The sequence below is a fragment of the Anaerobiospirillum sp. NML120449 genome, assembly GCF_023051105.1.
In the GTDB taxonomy this organism is placed as follows: domain Bacteria; phylum Pseudomonadota; class Gammaproteobacteria; order Enterobacterales; family Succinivibrionaceae; genus Anaerobiospirillum.
The window spans coordinates 1-20210 of the sequence record NZ_JALKIL010000042.1 but is presented as its reverse complement, the minus strand read 5'-3'; the positions used below and the strand labels follow the sequence as shown (position 1 = coordinate 20210).

The window sequence follows — 20210 nt, the reverse complement described above, 5'->3', positions numbered from 1 at the left end:
ACGAGCACAGTCAGAAATGCTAACCAGATATGGCAGGCCAGCCACAACTGCAGGCCCGACAGCGCACCTATTCTAAATCATAAAACCCAGTTGAATATGAGCATGTCCGCCATTTTTCAATTCGCTCAGCCATAGCCCTTAAAACAGTCAGGCCCGGCCGGGCAGTATATTCTGCCAGGACGGGCCTGTCTGTGGCGCCGGGCATGCCGGACCTGGCCAGGCCGTCGGCTGCAGCATGCGCGCCGGCGGACTTGCCTGAGGCTGGCGATCAGCGCTTTTTATCGAGCAGTACTACAGCCTCACAGGCAATGCCTTCCTTGCGGCCGACAAAACCCAGCTTTTCGGTGGTAGTGGCCTTGACGCTGACCTTGCTCATATCAACGCTCAGATCCGAGGCAATATTGGCGCGCATCTGCGGCTCGTAAGGAAGCATCTTTGGCACCTGGGCAATGATGGTAATGTCGATATTGCCCACCACATAGCCCATGTCGGTAACACGCTTGTACACATCACGCAGCAGAATACGACTGTCGATATTTTCAAACTTTTCATCATTGTCAGGATAGAGCTGACCAATGTCGCCCAGAGCCAGAGCGCCGAGCAGGGCATCGCAAAGAGCATGGAGCACCACATCACCATCAGAATGGGCAATCAGACCCTGCTCATGAGGCACAGCTACGCCACCGAGCATGCATGGGCCCTCACCGCCAAAGCGATGCACATCAAATCCATGTCCAATTCTCATAAACAGTTCCTTATCTGAGCATGTGATTACGTGAGCCTGACTGCGCCACCCGGTGTGCAGCACCTGCCAGGCAAAATAAAGCCCCGCACAGCAGCGGGGCGGTCAGGCAGAGCGACTCTGCCGTTTTATCATCCCGTTACGGGGCGCCCTGGGGCCGCCCTGTGACGCAAGGCCGGGCCCTGGTATGTACCTGGGAAGGCCATGGCCGCGCCTGGCCCTGCTTGGAACAGAGCTGCATTGCCCCTGCTGCCATCAGCTTTGCTGCTGAGGCAGACAGATATTAATCAGGGCCTGAGCCATGACAAAGTCGGATGGCTCGGTGAGCTTGAAGTTCAGGGAGGAGCCTTCGACCAGCAGCACGCGGTGACCGGTATTTTCCATGGCTGAGGCCTCATCGGTAATGGCAAGACCCTGCTCATTGCAGCTTTCAATGGCTTCAATGAGATCAGCTGTCAGGAACAGCTGCGGAGTCTGGGCTCGCCACAGCACGCTGCGATCAACGGTGCGCTCCACAGCAAGGGCACTGGCTGCAGCGCCCGCCGCAGCGGCTGAGGCGGCAGCGGCTGAGGCGGCAGCGGCGGCGCCGTCGGCGGCGTCAGCTGCCGGGGACGATGCAGGCTGCACCGGCTGGCTGTGCTTGATGGTGTCGGCCACCCGGCAGGCCAGCACTGATCCGCATACGGTCTGCTCAGCACTCATGCCTGACAGTCTGCAGTCTTCAATGACCTGCATGGTCTGAATAAGCATATTTTCCAGATCGTGACAGGTAAAGAAAGGACGAGCGGCATCATGAACCATGCACCAGCGGGAGCTTACAGCCTTAAGGCCGCAGAGAACCGAGTCGGAGCGCTCCTTGCCGCCATGGACAATGCGCAGACGGTCAAGGCTGGTCAGCAGTGAGCTTTTGATGTACTCATCTTCAGGTGAGACCACCAGGATAACATTGCGTACCAGCGGCCAGCACAGCAGTCTGAGCACAGTATGCTCAAGCACGCTGCGTGAGCCCAGCATCATGTACTGCTTGGGCATGCCCGCATTCATGCGCGCCCCCACACCGGCTGCAGCCACCACCACATCAATCATGCCGTAGTGATAGAAGAAAGGGTACAGAGTATTGGCCGGCATGATGAGCTCATCGCTCAAATCATCCTTATCAAGGACCTCAGGCACTGCCTGGTCAGCGCTGCTGGCACTGGCTGCGCCATCGGCGCTGTCAGCTGCAGCACTGCCCTCAGGGGCAGGTGCAGCTGAATCTGCCGGGGCGGAAGTCTCCGCAGCCGCGTCCGGTGCTGCGTCCGGGGCTGTGTCAGATGGCCGGGAGTCAGCGGCTGGCTGGGCGGCATCGCTCTTAGTGCCGGGATCAGACTCGGTGCCGGGCACGGACTCAAGGGCGTAGAAATTCCAGAGCTTTTTCTGGACTGCTGGGGGCAGGCTGGTCATGGCCCTGGGCAGCTCACCTATCACCGGGCCTGAAGAGCCCCCGTATGGTGAGGTCGAGGTCAGATTGCGCAGGGCCTGGTCCATTTTCAGACAGTCACCGGTAAATAGGCTCATCTGTCCGTTGCGGGTCAGCCTCGTGATCATGGAGTCGACCTGCTCATCGCTCAGGCCGGTTTTGCGCATGATATAAGGGCGTCCTGGAGGACAGGTCTCCATCTCAGCCTCATCGTCGGTAGCATACCAGGCGGAAAATTCGTAAGTACGGTCGTCGTTGCGGTGAAATCTGGTAATGATACCCATGGCACCCCCTGTCAGCCCCTGAGGGCATTAAACTCAACTGTCTGAGCCTGAAAGACAATGTGAAAACTAAGCCAGGTCGGCATCCTCTCCAACCTGCGTGTGAAGTGCAGCCCCTGGCCACAATCATGGCGCCGTGCCACGGGCTACGTCCACTGATCGCTGCCAGCCCATGTCCACAGCTGCTTGCCGCTGCCGTCCCATGTCCACAGCTGCTTGCCGCTGCCGCCCCGTAGCCAAAGCTCATGGCCCCTGATGGCCAGTGGCAACAGTAGCCCGTGGCACAGGCAGGCCGTGAGCCGGGCATGCGACAGCGCCCGCCAGGACAGACGGCTCATGCCTCATAAGGGCACAGTATCATCAAAATAACATGCTTCACTGAGGTATGGCCACTGTGTATGCTCATATTTACCATAATGTGGCCTTAAAAGGCCCCGTTACCATATGTGCTGGCACTGTGGCTGGGGCTGATGTGCAAGTAAAAATATGTGAGCGTATGGGTGACCTGCAGGTCAGGCGGGAATGGGGCGGGTTGAGATGGGCAAAGGCCAGGGGCCTGGGATGATTGCGGGCAGACTTTGCAGGAGACGGGGCGGCAGGATGCGCGCGGGCGCGCAGCGGCGGGAGGCTGCAGCGCGGCGCGGCGGCACAGCTCAGCTGTGCTCAGCCGTGTGTAACTGGGAGGTGATTAGCGCAGCGGCATGGAGCGAATCTTTTCTTCGCTGGCAAGAACGCGGTAGAAGCGCTCATTAGGACGGATAAGGCCCAGCTCGGAGCGGGCCAGCTCCTCGACAGCTATGGAGCCCTGCTTGAGATCGTTAATCTGATCAGCTACGGCCTGATTGCGCTTTTGCAGATAAAGGGCTTTTTCCTGCTCTTTTTCCAGCTGCATGGCTACAGTCTTGTACTGCTTGATGCCATTGTGGCCAAAGAACAGATCGTAGACCAGAAAACAGCCTACCAGAGCCAGAACACAGGCTATGACTTTCACAGGGACCTCCGGAAAATGAGCAGACACTGCCTGTGGGCGTGAACGTGCGCAAGGGCGCGCAGGCGTGCGCGGTTGCACGTGCGCAGGGGCGCACAGGCACGCGGTTGCGTGTGCGCAGGGGCGCATGCCGGGCAGATGATGTGCCGTCCGGGCTGGCCGGCCTTTCATTTTTTGGCGGGCAGCCTGAGACTTTTCAGAGCTAAATACTCCACGCTCTGTGCGCGCATATTATGCCACGACCTGCACTGCAGATTACGCCCTGCACAGCATTTTTACCACAAGGCCGACAGCTGCGGGCTGGCGGACCATGGCTGCCTGTCGGACGGGCATAAAAAACGCAGCCGAAGCTGCGTTTTTTTTGGTCCGGGGCAGGGGCGCTGCGGCTACCTGCCATCAGGATATCAGTTCTGCTCCTGATGCTTGCGGGCAGCGGCGATAAAGCCACGGAATAATGGGTGGCCGTCGCGAGGATTGGAGGTGAACTCAGGGTGGAACTGAACACCGATGAACCATGGGTGGTCAGGGATTTCAATAATCTCGACCAGCTTGTTATCGGTAGACAGACCGGCTACCTGCAGACCGGCATCGGTAAGCTGGGAAACCAGCTTGTTGTTAACCTCATAGCGGTGACGGTGACGCTCGACAATATCATCCTTGCCATAGAGCTCACGGACACGGGTACCGGCCTTGAGATGGCATAACTGACCGCCAAGGCGCATGGTGCCACCAAGGTCGGACTTGTCAGAGCGAACCTCAACATTGCCGTCCTCATCAATCCACTCGGTGATAAGGCCTACTACAGGGTATGGAGTGGTTGTATCGAACTCGGTGGAGTTGGCCTTGTCCATGTGGGCAACATTACGGGCATACTCGATAATGGCCACCTGCATACCAAGGCAGATACCAAGGTATGGGATTTTGTTCTCACGGGCATAGCGGGCAGCAATGATCTTGCCCTCAACACCACGGCTGCCAAAGCCGCCTGGAACCAGGATAGCATCTACATCCTGCAGCAGCTCCTCACCACGGGACTCTACGTCCTCAGAGTCGATGTACTTGATGTTAACTGACAGCTGATTCTTCAGACCGCCATGCTTTAAGGCCTCGTTAATGGACTTGTAGGCATCAGGCAGTTCAATGTACTTGCCCACCATACCAATGGTAACTTCACCCACGGTATTGGCCTGCTGATAAAGCACATTCTCCCAGGAGCTTAAATCGGCTTCCTGACAGTCGATGTGGAAGCGATCCACTACCAGCTGATCGAGGTACTGGCTCTTGAGCAGGGCTGGAATCTTGTAGATAGAGTCCACGTCCTTGAGGGAGATTACAGCACGCTCCTGAACATTACAGAACATGGCAATCTTGTGACGCTCGTGAGCAGGAATGATACGGTCAGAGCGGCAGATCAGGATATCAGGCTGAATACCGATGGACAGCAGCTCCTTTACAGAGTGCTGGGTAGGCTTGGTCTTGACCTCACCTGAAGTCTCCAGATAAGGAACCAGGGTCAGATGCATGAACAGAGCGTTTTCACGGCCGATTTCCACAGCCAGCTGACGGATAGCCTCGAGGAATGGCAGAGATTCGATGTCACCTACAGTACCGCCAATTTCCACAATGGCAATCTGATTGCCCTCAGCGCCGGCAAGGATACGCTCCTTGATGGCATTAGTGATGTGTGGAATTACCTGGATGGTAGCACCCAGATAGTCACCACGGCGCTCCTTGCGGATCACGTCAGAGTAGATACGACCGGTGGTGAAGTTGTTACGGTGAGACATCTTGGTACGGATGAAGCGCTCATAGTGACCAAGGTCAAGATCGGTCTCGGCACCATCTTCGGTAACGAATACCTCACCATGCTGAATTGGGCTCATGGTGCCCGGATCAACATTGATGTAAGGATCCAGCTTCATCATGGTCACCTTAAGACCACGAGCCTCCAGTACTGCTGCCAGAGATGCAGCTGCAATGCCCTTACCAAGGGAAGAAACTACGCCTCCGGTAACGAATATAAGCTTGGCAGAAGAAGAATTAGCTGACATGAATCGCTCCAAAGTAGATGCAAAATTTGACCGGTCATTATAGCATACCGGCCCCCGTAAAATTGCTTATTTTTCGGCCTTAATACCCGCCACTGCCAAAGGTCCGGCACCGGTGCACGCACCCGGCATGCGCCCCGGCGGCGCCCCTGCCACACATGGCGGCGCACCTGCCGGTCCCCGGCCACGGCCGCCTCAGGCTCTGCATGGCACCGCAAGGCGCGCGCCGGGCCGCCGGCCTTGCGCTGCGCCAATAAAAAACGCACCTGGGGCGGTGCGTTTGTTTGACTGACATGGGCAGGACGGTCGCAGCCCGGGCGCAGCAGCAGCGCTGACGAGCCCGGGGCCGGGACTTGCCTTACGCGACTATGGCCTTACAGGTGAGGCCATCAGACGCGGGAGGCTGAGCGTACCTGCTTGATTTCGTTTAATTTGGTCAGCACACGGGTCAGGGCTGGCAGATTAACCAGCATGAGGTCAATGTCGATGATGGAAAGATCCTTGGCCCTGTCGGTGTGTGAGCGCACGCCGGTGACATTGATCTTTTCATTGGCAATGACAGTGGTGACGTCACGCAGCAGACCTGAGTAATCTGAGGCCACTACCTTGATGGTGACGGTAAAGCCAGTGGCACTGGCCTCCTCGCCCCACTGGCTTGAAACCACACGCTCAGGGTTTTTCTTCATCAGGCCGCGCAGCTGAGCACAGTTGGCCTTGTGAATGGAAATGCCGCGTCCCTGGGTAATAAAGCCAATGATTTCATCGCCAGGAATTGGCTGACAGCATTTGGCTATATGGGTCATCATGGTACCAATACCGTTGACCACAATACGGCCCTTGTTATTGGCATGACGCTCACGCAGCTGCTGGCTGGTCTTTTCGGTGATAAGCGAGGTCAGCTCAAGATTTTTGGAAGCCTCATTGCGCTTGAAGACACGTTCTTCAAGGAAGGAGATGATCTGATTGACCTTGATGTCACCGGCACCAACGCCGGCATAAATGTCATTTACTGTTCTGACATTGAAGCGGGCAATCTTTTCCTTGAGGAAAGCTGCTACCTGATCCTTGTTCAGACCAATACCATGACGGGTGACCTCACGCTCGATGATATCGTCACCGGCCTGGACATTTTTGTCATAGTCAACCTTGCGGAACCAGTTAACCACCTTGGCACGGGCTCGTGAGGTCTTGAGATAGCCATTATCAGCATTAATCCAGTCGCGGCTTGGATTTGGCTCTTTCTGGGTGATGATTTCCACCTGCTCGCCGGTCTTGAGCTTGTAGGTATAAGGCACAATGCGGCCATCCACCTTGGCACCGATACAGCGGTGGCCAATCATGGTGTGCACCTGATAGGCAAAATCCAGCGGAGTGGCACCGGTAGGCAGATCCACCACCTCACCGCGCGGAGTAAACACGTAGATACGGTCCTCAAAGACCTGCTTGCGGAACTCATCGAGCAGAGCACCGGATTCGACCATGTCATCACGCCACGCCAGCAGCTTGCGCAGCCAGTTGATGCGCTGCTCCACACCTGATCCAAGGCCGCCACCTTCCTTGTACTTCCAGTGCGCAGCCACACCAAGCTCAGCCATCTGATGCATGTCGTTGGTACGCATCTGAATTTCCACAGCTTTATGGCCGTCGCCATAGACTACGGTGTGAATGGACTGATAGCCGTTAGGCTTAGGATTGGCGATATAGTCGTCAAATTCCTTTTCAATGTGTTCCCAGCGGGAGTGAATAATACTCAGGGCAGCATAGCAGTCCTCGATGCGCTCGACCATGACACGCACGGCGCGCACATCATATAGCTCCTCATAAGGCAGATGCTTGCGCTGCATTTTGCGCCAGATACTGTAAATATGCTTTGGACGGCCATAGACCTCGGCATTTTTGATGCCGTTGTCACTGAGAAGCTGCTTGAGCTCGGCTACGAAATTCTCGATATAACGCTCACGCTCGACACGCTTTTCACCAAGGTCCCGGGCAATTTCCTTATAGTCCTCAGGATGGAGGAAGCGGAAGGCCAGATCCTCAAGTTCCCACTTGAGCTGACCAATACCCAGACGGTTGGCCAGAGGAGCGTAGATATTGGCAATCTCACGGGCAATGGCCAGCTTGGTCTCATCATCGGCATACTTGGCTGCGCGGATAACAGCAATACGCTCAGCAAGCTTGATGACCACGGCACGTACGTCATCGACCATGGAGAGCATCATGCGGCGTACACGGTCTACCTGAGTTTCAGCACTCTTGTTGGAGTTGAAATTCTGCAGGAAACGGATAGCCTCCATGTCCTTGACCTTAAGCAGCAGCTTGCGTATGCCCGGACCGAAAACTTCCTCGACATCATCAAGATCAAGAGCACGGGATTCAAATGGAGGGTAGAGGAAAGCCACCATCAGCGAATCGAGATCCATATTCAAGGTCATGAGAATGGAAATGATTTCAGCTGACAGATTGGTAAGCGAACGAGGGTCAATAATGCCAGAACGCATACGTCCGTTGAGATTGCCCTGAGGCAAAGAGGCAGCACTGTCATCAGGCTGCGTGGCGCTGCCGCGTCCGCCCTGGCCGCTGCCGGCACCATTGCCTCCGTTGCCGCCATGGCTCTGAGCCACCTTGCTGTTATGGGCCTCCAGACATTTGATTACATACTCATGACAGTGGGCCAGCTTTTCCTTGTGCTCCTGGGGCAGATTAAGGCCGGCAGCCCAGGGCTCAAAATCAAAAGAGGCCTCGTGGGTATCGCGTAAAGCAACCATGGGAAAACTCCTGTTAGCTGACAGTTGTCAAATGAGCATATGTCTGATGATGTGCGCAGCCGCGCTGCTGCAGCTGCAGGGGCCGGGCACTGGCGCGGCAGCGTCGCTGCTGCGCTGCTGCGGCCGCCGCACCGTGGCCGCAGGCGTCCAGTGCCTATGAGCTTATCATATCAGGGCGCCAGCGGCCCTGACCATGACGGGACGCAACACTCATGCCCCCTCAAAGGGCATGTCCGGGCACAATGGTAGTGCATATCCGTCATGGCATGGCCATGTCTGGGCAGGCCAGCCCGCTGGCAGTCGTTCCAGGTACCAGGCTGCCTCAGGGCTTTGTTACTTGCCCTCGTTGCGGGTAAAGACCAGCATGATTTCCAGATGGGAGGTGCGTGGGAACATGTCGATAGCGCCCCATGACTGCAAGGTGTAACCGGCACTGACCAGAGTGGTGGTGTCGCGGGAGGCGGCCAGTGGGTTGCAGGAAATCATGACAATCTTGCCAGGCTTAATCTTGCTCATGTAGCCCACGGCACGCTTTGCGCCCATGCGGCCCGGATCCATGACCACCACGTCATAGTTTTCTTTGGCCCACAGCTGAGTTTCAAAGGCTTCTTCAAGGTCGGCAATGTAAAAACGGGCACGCTCATGGTCGATGCCGTTGGCTGCGGCATTGTCATTGGCACGGCGCACCATGTCAGAGACGATATCAACACCGGCTACCTGAGCACCTGCTTTGGCCACTGGCAGGGAGAAATTGCCCAGACCGCTGAACAGGTCGAGCACCTTCATGTCAGGATTTGGAGCAATCTCCTTGAGAACCTGCTCTACCATGGCCTGATTCATGGCGCCATTAACCTGCACGAAGGATGATGGTGAGCAGGCAATGCGGCAGTCATGGGACATGACATAAAGCTGATGCTCTTCATCCTCATAAATAACACGCTCGCGCACTACTTCAGTGTCATCAAGCTGCTTATAAGGCTCCAGCACGGACATGACAGTGCCATGCTCCTTGCCAAAGTCACGCAGCAGCTGCTCATCATCAGCGCCCAGCACACAGGTCATGCGCAGCAGTACGCCTGCGGCACCATCGGTATCCAGCAGCTCAACATGGCCAATGTTCTTACGGGCTGTCATGGCGTTTACAAGGCCCTTTAAAGGCTCAAGCAGGCTGTTGTTGCGCTCAGTCAGAACTTCACAGAAGGTAACAGGAACCAGATCCTGAGTACGGCCCTCACGGAAACCAAGGTGCATCTTGCCGTGGTCAGCACGTATGGCCAGTCGGCAGGCACGACGATAGCCTGTTTCCTCACCGCTGATGCAGAACACTGGTCTGGCAATGGCATCAGCTGCCTGACGGCTGAGCTCGTTGAGCTCCTTGAGACGGGCGGCATTTTTGGCTGCAGCCTGCTTTTGAGCCAGAACCTGCTTGATGGTGCTGTTGCGGCCCAGACGTGATGAACCCTGAGACTTGCTGGCCTTGGCTGAGCTGGAGGTCAGGGTACCCTGAGCCACACTGCGTGAGAGCAGAGAGCCAATACCCTCAATCTTAGCCTGCAGTGACATGGCAGGAGGCAAATGCTCCAGAGGGCAGCCGCCGCACTGATCCTGCAGCGGACAGGACTGAGCACGGCGCTCGGGTGAGGTCTCAAGATACTTGGACACACGGCCGGAGCGGGACTTGTCTTTGGAGGCCAGGGAACCGGCAATAATGGCATTGCCTGATTCAGGAACTACACGGGCGCTTTCACCGGGCATGAGGTTATCAACAAAATAGACCATGCCATCCTTTTTACAGACACCGCGACCCTGGATATCAAGGCTTTCGCACTTAAGCTCCAGAGCTTTGGCTGCACCAGTCTTCTTTTCTGCTTTATAAAAACTAACCATAACGTGCTCAATCAAAAATAAATCTTAATCAGGCTGCAGCACAGTCTGCAGTCCGCCCGCCCGCTCCTGCCTCCGGAACATCCGGCCCTGCAGACGGCCCGACCCGAAACCCACTGTCTCAGGCCTGTAAATCAAAGTCTTCAGGCAAAATTGCCCGTCTATTGTAACGGCCCGCGCCGCTCACACCAAATCATCCCCGTCCCGCCATCCCCGGCCCAGTGGCCCAGCGCGTCACCTGCAGACCCGGCAAACGCCAGGCCCCGGCCCCAGGGCGCAAGGCCCAAGGCGCCATGCCTACCTGTCGCCTGCCCTGCGTGCAGCTCCACGTCCAGTACGGCCACCGGCACTCCTTGCCTTACGGGCTGAGCTGCCACTTGCAGACCCGGCGTCAGCCCCTGCTGCACTGTCAGAGCTGCTAACGGAGTCGTCGGCAGAATACTGTTCCACCTCAAAGAGAGTTCCGGCAAACACATCGCCAAAACTGTCCTGGCCTGAGATCATGGAACCGGGCATATCACCGCCCGTACTGATATCCTCAAGCATGTCCATTACGCCATCGACGGCACTGAAGCCGTCACCACCTGACACATCGCCATAGGATTTGGCAATTCTGTCCTCAGCGCCCGCACCGGCACCACGTCCGCCAGCAACGCGTCGACCAGTACCCGCAGAGCTCTTACGACTGCGTCCTGCAGCAGCAGACGACTGAGCTGTCTTCCTGCGCGCACGACTGCCAGCGACCTTTTTGACCGGCACCTCAGGAAGGTCCCCATCCTGACCAGTGCCATGAGCTGCAGCGTCGGCAGCAGGCTCAAGCTGTGGTTCGTCCTGCGCAGCACTGTCAGATGCTGCTTCGTCGGATGCTTCGGCAGCAGGATCTGGCTGTGGCTCATCCTGCTCAGTGCTGTCGGCTGCTGCTTCGGCAGCTGGCTCTGGCTGTAGTTCATCCAGCTCAGTGCTGTCGGCTGTTACTTCGGCAGCTGGCTCTGGTTGTGGCTCATCCGGCTCAGAGCTGTCGGCTGTTACTTCGACAGCTGGATCTGGATGAGGTTCGTCCTGCTCAGTGCTGTCGGCTGCTGCTTTGGCAGCTGGCTCTGGCTGAGGCTCGTCCGGATAGGTGCTGTCGGCTGCTGCTTCGGCAGCTGGTTCTGGCTGTGGCTCATCCGACTCAGTGTCTTCTGCGGCAGCCTCGGCAGCAGACTCTGGCTTTGGTTCATCCAGCTCAGCACTTTCAGATGCAGCTTCATCGGATGCTGCGGCAGCTGGCTCTGGCAGTGGTTCGTCCTGGACACTGGATGCGCCTGTGACCGGGGTTACCTGCAATGAAGACGGCTCATCTGCTGACAGGTCGACAACGGCAGGGCTGGCGTCCATGTCCAGTATGGCTGTTGTGCTGCTCTGTGCAGCTGAGCTGTCAGTCTGGGAGTCAGCTGGTGCCTGGCTGTTGTCCTTATCGTTGTCCTGGGAGGCGGCCTGGGCCGGATCGCTCAGGTTCAGGCTGCTGTCCTGAGAGGCAGTGACTGCTGACGCTTCCTGGCCCTGGTCGATATTGAGCTGCGGTGAGTGCGCCTGACCTTTTTCAAACTCAGGGATGTCCTCATAGTCATCATCTGACTGGGCTGCCCGGGAGGCAAACTGGGAGACATAGCGTGGACCACCGGAAGGCACAATGTCCTCCATCAGACGGGCCCCCTCGCCTCCCTGCTCAAAATACGGATTGCTCTGGCCGCTGGCAAAGTTCATGGCGGCCTGAATTACAGGATTGGCTGCCGGGCCGCGCTCAGCGATCTGAGAGCCCTGGGCAGCTGCAGCTGGTTCTGATTCTGGTGCCAGTGCTGCAGCTGGTGCTGGTGCCTGTGGCTCCTGCTGCTGTGGCTGTGCAGGAGTGTGCAGCGCCAGACTCCAGGCAGGAGGCGGTACGTCAGCTGCACCTGGGGCATTAAGAGCAAGGCTCCAGGCAGGCGGTGGCACCTGGTCGGCAGCCGGTGCCGGAGCAGGTGCTGCAGCTGATGCGGAAGCAGCTGGTGGCACCGGCTGCGAGGCCGGCGTCAGGGCTGCCGGTTCTGCAGCTGCCGGAGCGGCTGCAGGCTGTAAGGCAGCTGCAGGTGCGGAGCTGTCAGCGGCCGGAGCCTGGGCCGTGGTCTGCTGAGGCTGCGGGGCGCAGGCGACGCAGACTGGCTGTGCCGCTGCTGCGGCGGCATCAGCTGCAGCTTTGGCGGCGGCCTTGCTGGCGCGCAGCTGATTGTATTCGCGGTACATGCGGCGGCTCACCACTTCGCGGCCATTGAGCAGACGGTTGATAATGGCAGAGGTCAGAGCCTTGGCATTTTTGGAGGAGTCTGGAAATTTGTGGGCAAAGCTGATGATGTCCTGAATCTCATCGCCGGTTAATACCGGGCCCATGAAATCACCGGCACAGGTGTAGTACTTCTGCAGCAGCTCGTCCTGCTCTGTGTTTACTGCAGCGGCCCTGTTTTCATAGCCCATGTGGCCTGCATGGCCATAGCTCATATTGCGTGGAGTGCTCTCCATGCGACGGCCCCTGACACGGGACTTGGAGAACATCAGACCGTCATCGCTGTCGTCAGCATGGCTGTCGTAGCCGTCATAGCCCGATGAATCATCATTCCAGGAGGATGGGGATGAGGAAAAAGACGATGAGCTGCGGCTGCCATTACGGCCCATGTTCATGGCCTTTTCAAAAAGGTATTCATTGTAGCGGACAAAGCCCGATCCAAAGCAGAAACGGTAGGTCTCGCGGGTTTTGAGCATGCGGCCCTGATCATCCCAGAGGCTCAGTGAGTAGCCCAGCTGTGCCAGCAGCTCAAACTCAAAGCGGCGCAGGCTGCTCTCCACGGCCTTACGCTGGGAAATGGCCTCCAGAGTGCCAATGTAGGTACCAAAGAATTTGACGTCACCGTCACGGGAGCGGTACAGATGATGGAGCAGCTCGTTGACATACATGGCGCAGAACATCAGCGGCATAGGGTAGGAAAAGCCCTCATTGCTGCGCTCATAGTCCCGCAGAAAATACATGTCGCCCCGGCCCTGCACCAGGGTCAGATTCAGAGGCACAAAAGGCTGAAGCACGCCCTTGAGCGGAGAGTTTTTGTTAGCCGCACCACGGGCAATAACAGTCATGGCGCCATAATTAGGGGAAATGGCCTCTACTATGAGGCTGCTCTCCTGATATTCCCTGCTGTTGAAGATATAACAGGGCTCATTTTCAATTATTGTGGCCATAACTCCAGTTCCTGCCTTTCTTCATGCCTTGTGCTGACCGCTGTGGTCCCCGATCCCGGTGCCGCTAAAGCACCACCTGTCTATTGCGCCCCGGCCTTACCGGCCCGTCCGCTGCGCAGTTCACTGCCGCCCCTGCCAGCTGCTCCTGCAGCGCCCGCGCCTGAGGGAGGCCTTGTCTGGCCTCAGGTGGCCCTGGGCTGGGCTGGGCCGCCCGGGTCCGTTCATCCCTGTGATGTTCCTCCATGGGCTGTGCCGTGTGGCCCTGAGCGCCAGGCTGCACGGCTGCAGCAAGGACTGCCAGACTCAGGGGCATATGATAACCACAAAGAGCTGCGCCGGGCAGTTTTTTCGCTATTTTATCAGTATTGTCCCTGGCTCATGGGCACCTGGAACGTGCCAGGCAAGGGCCGGATGCCTGGATGCTTTGGCTGCTGCCATTAATGACAAAGCCAGACTCCTGGTCTGGCTTTGTCTGGCTAAGGACGCTGCTGCGGCCTGGCTGGCTGCCGTGGCAGCTGCAGCGCGGCGCAGCCGGGCGGGCCGGGCAGCTGTCGCGGTGATCAGTGCTGCTCGAAGTCGGCGTAACCAAGGCTCTTGAGGGCACGCTCGTCGTCGGCCCAGCCGGCCTTGACCTTGACGAACAGTGACAGGAAGACCTTGCCTTCGATGAGCTTTTCTATGTCGTGGCGGGCCTCGGAGCCGATAAGCTTGATGCGGCTGCCGCCGGCGCCAATGACCATTTTCTTCTGACCGGTGCGCTCTACCAGGATAGCGGCACTGATGCGGGTGGTACCATGCTCATCTTCCTTGAACTCCTCAATCTCAACACTTACTGAGTAAGGCAGCTCATCGCCCATCTGGCGCATCAGCTTTTCTCTGATGATTTCGGCAACCATGAAGCGGGTGGAACGATCAGTAATGCTGTCCTCGCTGTAGCAGTGAGGTCCCTCAGGCAGAGCCTGACGGATCATGTCCTTGAGCACCTCAAGATTGCTGCCCTTAAGAGCTGATACCGGAACGATTTCCCTGAAGCTGAGGCTGTCCTTGAGACGCTCAATCAGAGGCAGCAGCTTTTCCTTGTCGTCAAGCTTGTCCACCTTGTTGATGACCAGGACCACAGGAGCTGAAGAGCCCTCGAGCTTTGTGCGCACCATTTCGTCATCATCAGTCCAGAAGGTGGCATCGATAACCCATAAGATAAGCTCAACATCACCAAGGGATGACTCGGCAGCCCTGTTCATCAGACGGTTAATGGCCCTTTTTTCTACCTTGTGCAGACCTGGAGTATCCACGTACACAGTCTGGTAGATGCCGTCAGTATCAATACCCAGAACGCGGTTACGGGTAGTCTGAGGCTTGCGGGAGGTGATGGAAATCTTCTGACCAATAAGGTGATTCATCAGGGTAGATTTGCCAACATTAGGGCGTCCGACAATAGCTACGAAGCCAAACTTGCTCTGTTCCAAACTTCCTCTCCGGAAATAATCAAAAGTTTCAGCCGCTACTTTCACTTGCGGCTCAATACCAGGGCTGTGCCGCAGCACGGCACAGCCCTGGTGTCTGCCCGGCCCTGCCGGGCCCTGGGCGGTTACGGTCAGCCTGAATAAGGTCAGCTGATAACGGCCAGGCGAATGCGGTCAGCTGAATAAGGTCAGCTCAGTGCGGTCAGCTGAATACGGCCAGTCGAATGCGGTCAGCCTGAATACTGCTACTTGTGTGCTGCCAGGTATTCAAGCACGGAACTGGCTGCCTTCTGCTCTGCGCGGCGGCGTGAAGAACCCTTGCCTCTGAATACCATTTTGATGTCCTGAACGGTAACTGATACTTCAAATACCTGGTTGTTATCACTGCCCACAATGTTCTCAATGCGGTAGACCGGCAGCTCCTTGTGCTGGGACTGCAGCAGCTCCTGGAGCGCAGACTTTGGGTCCTTCTGGGAGACATTAGGGTTGATGGCCTGCAGTCTCCTGTCGAACCATCTGAGCACCAGGTGACGGACAATTTCAAACTGCTCATTGCTGTCGATGAAGATAGCGCCAATGATGGACTCTACGGCATCGGCAAGCAGGGAGTCACGACGGGAACCGCCAGACTTGAGCTCACCCGGGCCCAGCAGCAGACAGTCACCTATCTTAAATTCACGGGCCATCTCGGCAAGGGTGGTCTCACGTACCAGTACTGAGCGCATGCGGGTCAGATCACCCTCAGGACTGTCAGGGAAAAGAGCAAAAAGCTCTTTGGCTATGATCATGCCCAGGATAGAGTCGCCCAGAAATTCAAGACGCTCATTGTGATGAGGTCCAAAGGAGCGGTGAGTAAGAGCCTGCTCCAGCAGGGAAATATCCTGGAAGGCATAACCAATGGTCTGTTCCAGGTGCTGGATGCGGTAAACAAAATTTATGTCTGTTGTCATCTCTTTGCCTGTTTGCAAAAAGTGCCCACCCTATAACCACCCCTGTGACCATAATGCCCCCTGATCTGCCCCATGCTGTGCTCATCAGTCTGAGGCTGTGCAAGGGCAGGTAAATCGTGCCCCTGTCAGGATTATGGGTAGAGTGACTATAGGGTGCCCACTGATACTGTCAAAAGGTGAGCTAAGACGTTCATCCCGGGCTGTAATCCTGCGGCGGCTGACGCTGCCAGTGGCAGCGGCAGCAGCTGCTGGCCGGCCCGGGATGGACGCTGTTATGGCCGCGCCCGCATGTTCCCGGTCTGGGGCACATGCGGGCGCAGCGGTGACGGTATAACCGTCCTGTTATTTAAGTCCGCCTACACGGGAGAAACGTACGGCTGACGGAATGAATGATGGCAGGGCGCTGCTTTCATCTCTGTCAAACTCAAGAGACAGCCAGACGGCCACTGTCTTGCCCACAAGGTTCTCCTCAGGCACAAAGCCCCAGAAACGGCTGTCCTTACTGTTGTCACGGTTATCACCCATAACAAAGTAATGGCCCTCTGGAACTACCCATGAGCCTCTCATGGTGCCCTTCTGGCGGTAGAAATACTGAGACAGATCAGGTACACGAGGGTTGATCTGAATTCTGTGAGCTTCCTGACCGAGCTTTTCGTCAAAGACCAGGTATTCCTCCTGGAAAGTGCCGCCGTCCACAGTAAGGGTGCCAGCCGGAGTGAGCTCCAGAGGCTGAGGGTCCTCACAGGCTGTGCCGCCCTCACCAGAGCGCACCTCTGAAGGGCTTACTGAGGCAATATTGCAGGCCTTGCGGATGTAGACACGCTTGTTGTCAAAGATAACCTCGTCGCCTGGCATACCAACGATACGCTTGATGTAATCGATGGACGGATCTTCAGGGTATTTGAACACGGCCACATCACCACGCTCAGGTTTGGAGGTCTCAATCCATACTCCATTGGTCAGAGGATTGCGGATGCCATAGGACCACTTGGACACGGCAATGAAATCGCCTGGCAGCAGGGTTGGCTCCATGGAGCCTGACGGAATGCGGAAAGGCTCAAAAACAAAGGCACGGAAGAGGAAAACAAAGAGTATTACCGGAAACAGTGATCCTATTGAGGTAACGGCACCTGTACCTTCCTTGATGCGGCGCTGATCCTTGCGGGACAGCTGCGGACAGGCCTCAAGGGCGTTTTTAAGAGCCTCAAGGCGTCCCGGACGCAGCTTGCGGTAGTCATAAGCATAGGCAATACCTGTGATTACCGTGGCTATGACCAGGATTAGGGAAAAAGTATTCATAAAATCAATCTGCAGCACTGGCAGAGCTCGGCGGCTCTGCTGCGTCTGTATTTTTAAGTGACTGGGCCTGTCAGCCCCGAAAGCCCATCAGCCTGCACGCTCACAGGTCTGAAAGCATGTCAGCCTGAAAAAAGGTCCTGCCCCTGACAATGCCCCTCATGACGGGGCTCATAACGGGGGGCTCAATATGAGGCCCTCATGATGAGTTCATGTCAGAAGATTATGCCTCAGCATTATTAGGTCCTGCACAGTCCCACTTCATGAGACTGTAAAACCGGACCGGCAAGGCCCTGTCAGGCAGAGCATACCATGGAGGGACGGGGCAGAGCATGGCGGGCCCATGCTCGCGCCATGGCATATGCCATGGTAGGCGGGCTGGCCTGCAGGGCCGGCTGGTCTGCAGGGCCGGCGGGCAGCCATGAGGCCAGATCCCGAGGGGCAGTGGGCCTGAGCTGGCCTGCTATTCCTTGCCTACCTTGAGGATAGCAAGGAAGGCCTCCTGTGGAACCTCTACGCGGCCAAGCTGTTTCATGCGCTTCTTACCGGCTTTCTGCTTTTCAAGCAGCTTGCGCTTACGGGTGATATCACCACCGTAGCACTTGGCAAGCACGTCCTTACGCATGGCTTTTACGGTACAGCGGGCAATAATCTGTCCGCCAATGGCAGCCTGAATGGCGATATCGAACATCTGACGAGGAATAAGTTCCTTCATCTTCTCCACCAGGGCACGGCCACGTGACTGGGAAATGGAGCGGTGAACAATGATGGCCAGGGCGTCTACGCGCTCGGAGGCAATCAGAATGTCCACACGTACCAGATCGCCGCGCTCAAAGCGCTTGAAGCTGTAGTCAAGAGAGGCATAGCCGCGTGATACTGACTTGAGACGGTCAAAGAAGTCGAGCACTACCTCGCTCATTGGCAGCTCATAGGTCAGGGCAACCTGGTCATGGTGGTAAACCATGGAGGTCTGCACACCACGCTTTTCCTGACACAGGGTCATAACAGCACCGACATACTCTGATGGCATGAGCATACGGCACTCGGCAATAGGCTCACGGATTTCGGAGATATTGCTTACCGGTGGCAGAGCTGCAGGAGAGTCAATGTGAACGATTTCACCTGAGGTCAGTACGATTTCGTAAATTACGGTAGGAGCAGTGGTGATGAGGTTGAGATTGTACTCACGCTCAAGACGCTCCTGGATGATTTCCATGTGCAGCATGCCAAGGAAGCCGCAGCGGAAACCAAAGCCCAGAGCTGTGGAGTTTTCAGGCTCGAAGAACAGGGAGGCGTCGTTGAGTGACAGCTTGTCCAGGGCATCACGGAAGGCGTTATAGTCTTCGGTGTCTACAGGGAACATGCCGGCATAAACCTGTGGCTTGGCCTTATGGAAACCAGGCAGGGCCTCAGGGGCCTCACGGCGGGCATGGGTAATGGTATCGCCTACCGGGGCACCGTGAATGGTCTTGATGCCGCAGATAACCCAGCCTACTTCACCGCAGTTGAGAACCGGTACATCGACACGCTTTGGAGTGGAGATACCAAGACGCTCCACATCCCAGGTCTGACCGGTACTCATAACCTTGATCTTGTCACCCTTGCGCAGAGTGCCGTTCTTGACACGTACCAGAGATACTACGCCCAGATAGTCATCGAAATAGGAGTCGATGATCAGGGCCTGCAGAGGGGCATCAGGATCGCCGTTTGGAGCTGGAATGGACTGCACCAGACGCTCAAGCACATCCTCAACGCCAATGCCGGTCTTGGCTGAGCAGCGGCAGGCATCATGGGCATCAAGACCCACGATATCCTCGATCTCGAAAATAACTTTTTCCGGATCGGCAGCTGGCAGATCAATCTTGTTTAAAACAGGGATAACCTCAAGGTCGAGCTCAATGGCCTGATAGCAGTTGGCCAGAGTCTGAGCCTCTACGCCCTGACCGGCGTCAACTACCAGCAGAGCACCTTCACAGGCAAACAGGGAACGGGACACCTCGTAGGAGAAGTCAACATGGCCTGGGGTATCAATGAAGTTAAGCTCATAGATTTTGCCATCCTGAGCCTTGTATTTAAGGGTAACAGCCTGAGCCTTGATGGTAATGCCGCGCTCACGCTCAATATCCATGGAGTCAAGCACCTGGGCCTGCATCTCACGGTCAGTAAGGCCGCCGCATACCTGAATGAAACGGTCAGACAGGGTGGACTTGCCGTGGTCAATATGAGCAATAATGGAGAAATTGCGCACTAAAGATTGGTCGAAAGTATCAGCCATAATAAGATTCAAAATTTCCAGATATAAGCGGGCTTCTGGCCGGGCCCTCAATGACTGCCTCAGCGGCACTCTGACCGGAACCTTGCCGGTCCTGTGATGAGATCTCTGTCTCTGCTCTCAAAGCTTTCACTGCTGTCATGCTTTGCGCCCTGACCCTGCCGGTGTCGGCCGGCGCCGTCACAGTGGCTCCGCCACTGCTGCAGGCACAGCCATGGCGGCAGGCACCTCTGACGTGGCTGGAGCCACCACCGGGCCTGTGCCACTGTCGTGGCAGGGGCCGACATCAGGGCCGGGGCCTCTGTTGAGGCAGGTCGCCATGATGAGCTATGGCGGAGGCCCGGGGCATCTCAGGGAGTGATGAGCTGTACTGCCCTTAAGCTGCGGTGAGAGCAGGCATATGCCAAAAAATTACTCAACCCTTTATTTTAACCGATTTACCCGGACGATCGCCACAGCTGACCAGGCCGCTTCCAGACAATAAAGGCCCCCATGCGGGAGCCTCAGTCAGGCCCGCCAGCGGGGCCAGTGCTATCAGGACAGAGTCATGAGCTGTTATGAGCTGCCCTTCCTGATTCTTGTAATACTGTGCGATGGGCGATATGCGCCTGCGCCTATGGTGGACTCAAATCCGCCTTGCTTGTAGTAATGGCCCTGAGGCCATGCTGCAAAGGTACGCAGATGGTTAGGAACTGTAGGTAATTAAAATGATTTGTATTTCTTAAGTATAATGACCTGAACGGAGGAACCTTATGGCAAACCAGATTCAGGTCACTTTAAACAAAGATTCTATTAATCAGCTGCTTGAGGCTG

Annotated in this window: 11 protein-coding genes; all 11 read right to left on the bottom strand. The window is 56.6% G+C overall.

The window, feature by feature from the left end; translation table 11 throughout:
• Positions 1-268: 268 nt before the first annotated feature.
• Positions 269-745, bottom strand: coding sequence for a 2-C-methyl-D-erythritol 2,4-cyclodiphosphate synthase (gene ispF / locus MXE41_RS10745; protein ID WP_247100488.1), 477 nt, complete (start codon positions 743-745; stop codon positions 269-271).
• A gap of 252 nt (positions 746-997) precedes the next feature.
• On the bottom strand, positions 998-2485 hold the full coding sequence (locus MXE41_RS10740; RefSeq protein WP_247100487.1) for a 2-C-methyl-D-erythritol 4-phosphate cytidylyltransferase: 1488 nt from the start codon (positions 2483-2485) through the stop codon (positions 998-1000).
• Positions 2486-3170: 685 nt separating this feature from the next.
• Positions 3171-3473: a septum formation initiator family protein gene (locus tag MXE41_RS10735; RefSeq protein WP_246978849.1), complete on the bottom strand. Its 303-nt coding sequence runs from the start codon at positions 3471-3473 to the stop codon at positions 3171-3173.
• A gap of 401 nt (positions 3474-3874) precedes the next feature.
• Positions 3875-5521: a CTP synthase gene (locus tag MXE41_RS10730; RefSeq protein ID WP_246978848.1), complete on the bottom strand. Its 1647-nt coding sequence runs from the start codon at positions 5519-5521 to the stop codon at positions 3875-3877.
• 386 nt (positions 5522-5907) lie between these two features.
• Complete coding sequence (relA, locus tag MXE41_RS10725) at positions 5908-8286, bottom strand: GTP diphosphokinase (protein ID WP_247100486.1); 2379 nt, start codon at positions 8284-8286, stop codon at positions 5908-5910.
• Between the two features lie 333 nt (positions 8287-8619).
• Positions 8620-10173, bottom strand: a complete 1554-nt coding sequence (gene rlmD, locus MXE41_RS10720) for a 23S rRNA (uracil(1939)-C(5))-methyltransferase RlmD (RefSeq protein WP_247100485.1) — start codon at positions 10171-10173, stop codon at positions 8620-8622.
• A gap of 294 nt (positions 10174-10467) precedes the next feature.
• Positions 10468-13416 (bottom strand): DNA repair protein RecO, encoded by a 2949-nt coding sequence (gene recO / locus MXE41_RS10715; RefSeq protein WP_247100484.1) that lies wholly within the window; start codon positions 13414-13416, stop codon positions 10468-10470.
• 560 nt (positions 13417-13976) lie between these two features.
• Positions 13977-14882 (bottom strand): GTPase Era, encoded by a 906-nt coding sequence (gene era, locus MXE41_RS10710; protein WP_247100483.1) that lies wholly within the window; start codon positions 14880-14882, stop codon positions 13977-13979.
• A gap of 242 nt (positions 14883-15124) precedes the next feature.
• Positions 15125-15829: a ribonuclease III gene (gene rnc / locus MXE41_RS10705; protein ID WP_246978843.1), complete on the bottom strand. Its 705-nt coding sequence runs from the start codon at positions 15827-15829 to the stop codon at positions 15125-15127.
• Positions 15830-16171: 342 nt separating this feature from the next.
• On the bottom strand, positions 16172-17128 hold the full coding sequence (gene lepB, locus MXE41_RS10700) for a signal peptidase I (RefSeq protein WP_246978842.1): 957 nt from the start codon (positions 17126-17128) through the stop codon (positions 16172-16174).
• Between the two features lie 460 nt (positions 17129-17588).
• Complete coding sequence (gene lepA, locus MXE41_RS10695; RefSeq protein ID WP_246978855.1) at positions 17589-19400, bottom strand: translation elongation factor 4; 1812 nt, start codon at positions 19398-19400, stop codon at positions 17589-17591.
• Between the last annotated feature and the right edge of the window lie 810 nt (positions 19401-20210).

Bases quoted from the DNA above. Each gene is read 5' to 3' on its own strand.
- ispF (WP_247100488.1), bottom strand. From the start codon at position 745: ATGAGAATTGGACATGGATTTGATGTGCATCGCTTTGGCGGTGAGGGC.
- MXE41_RS10740 (WP_247100487.1), bottom strand. From the start codon at position 2,485: ATGGGTATCATTACCAGATTTCACCGCAACGACGACCGTACTTACGAA.
- recO (WP_247100484.1), bottom strand. From the start codon at position 13,416: ATGGCCACAATAATTGAAAATGAGCCCTGTTATATCTTCAACAGCAGG.
- lepB (WP_246978842.1), bottom strand. From the start codon at position 17,128: ATGAATACTTTTTCCCTAATCCTGGTCATAGCCACGGTAATCACAGGT.
- MXE41_RS10730 (WP_246978848.1), bottom strand. From the start codon at position 5,521: ATGTCAGCTAATTCTTCTTCTGCCAAGCTTATATTCGTTACCGGAGGC.
- relA (WP_247100486.1), bottom strand. From the start codon at position 8,286: ATGGTTGCTTTACGCGATACCCACGAGGCCTCTTTTGATTTTGAGCCC.
- lepA (WP_246978855.1), bottom strand. From the start codon at position 19,400: ATGGCTGATACTTTCGACCAATCTTTAGTGCGCAATTTCTCCATTATT.
- rlmD (WP_247100485.1), bottom strand. From the start codon at position 10,173: ATGGTTAGTTTTTATAAAGCAGAAAAGAAGACTGGTGCAGCCAAAGCT.
- rnc (WP_246978843.1), bottom strand. From the start codon at position 15,829: ATGACAACAGACATAAATTTTGTTTACCGCATCCAGCACCTGGAACAG.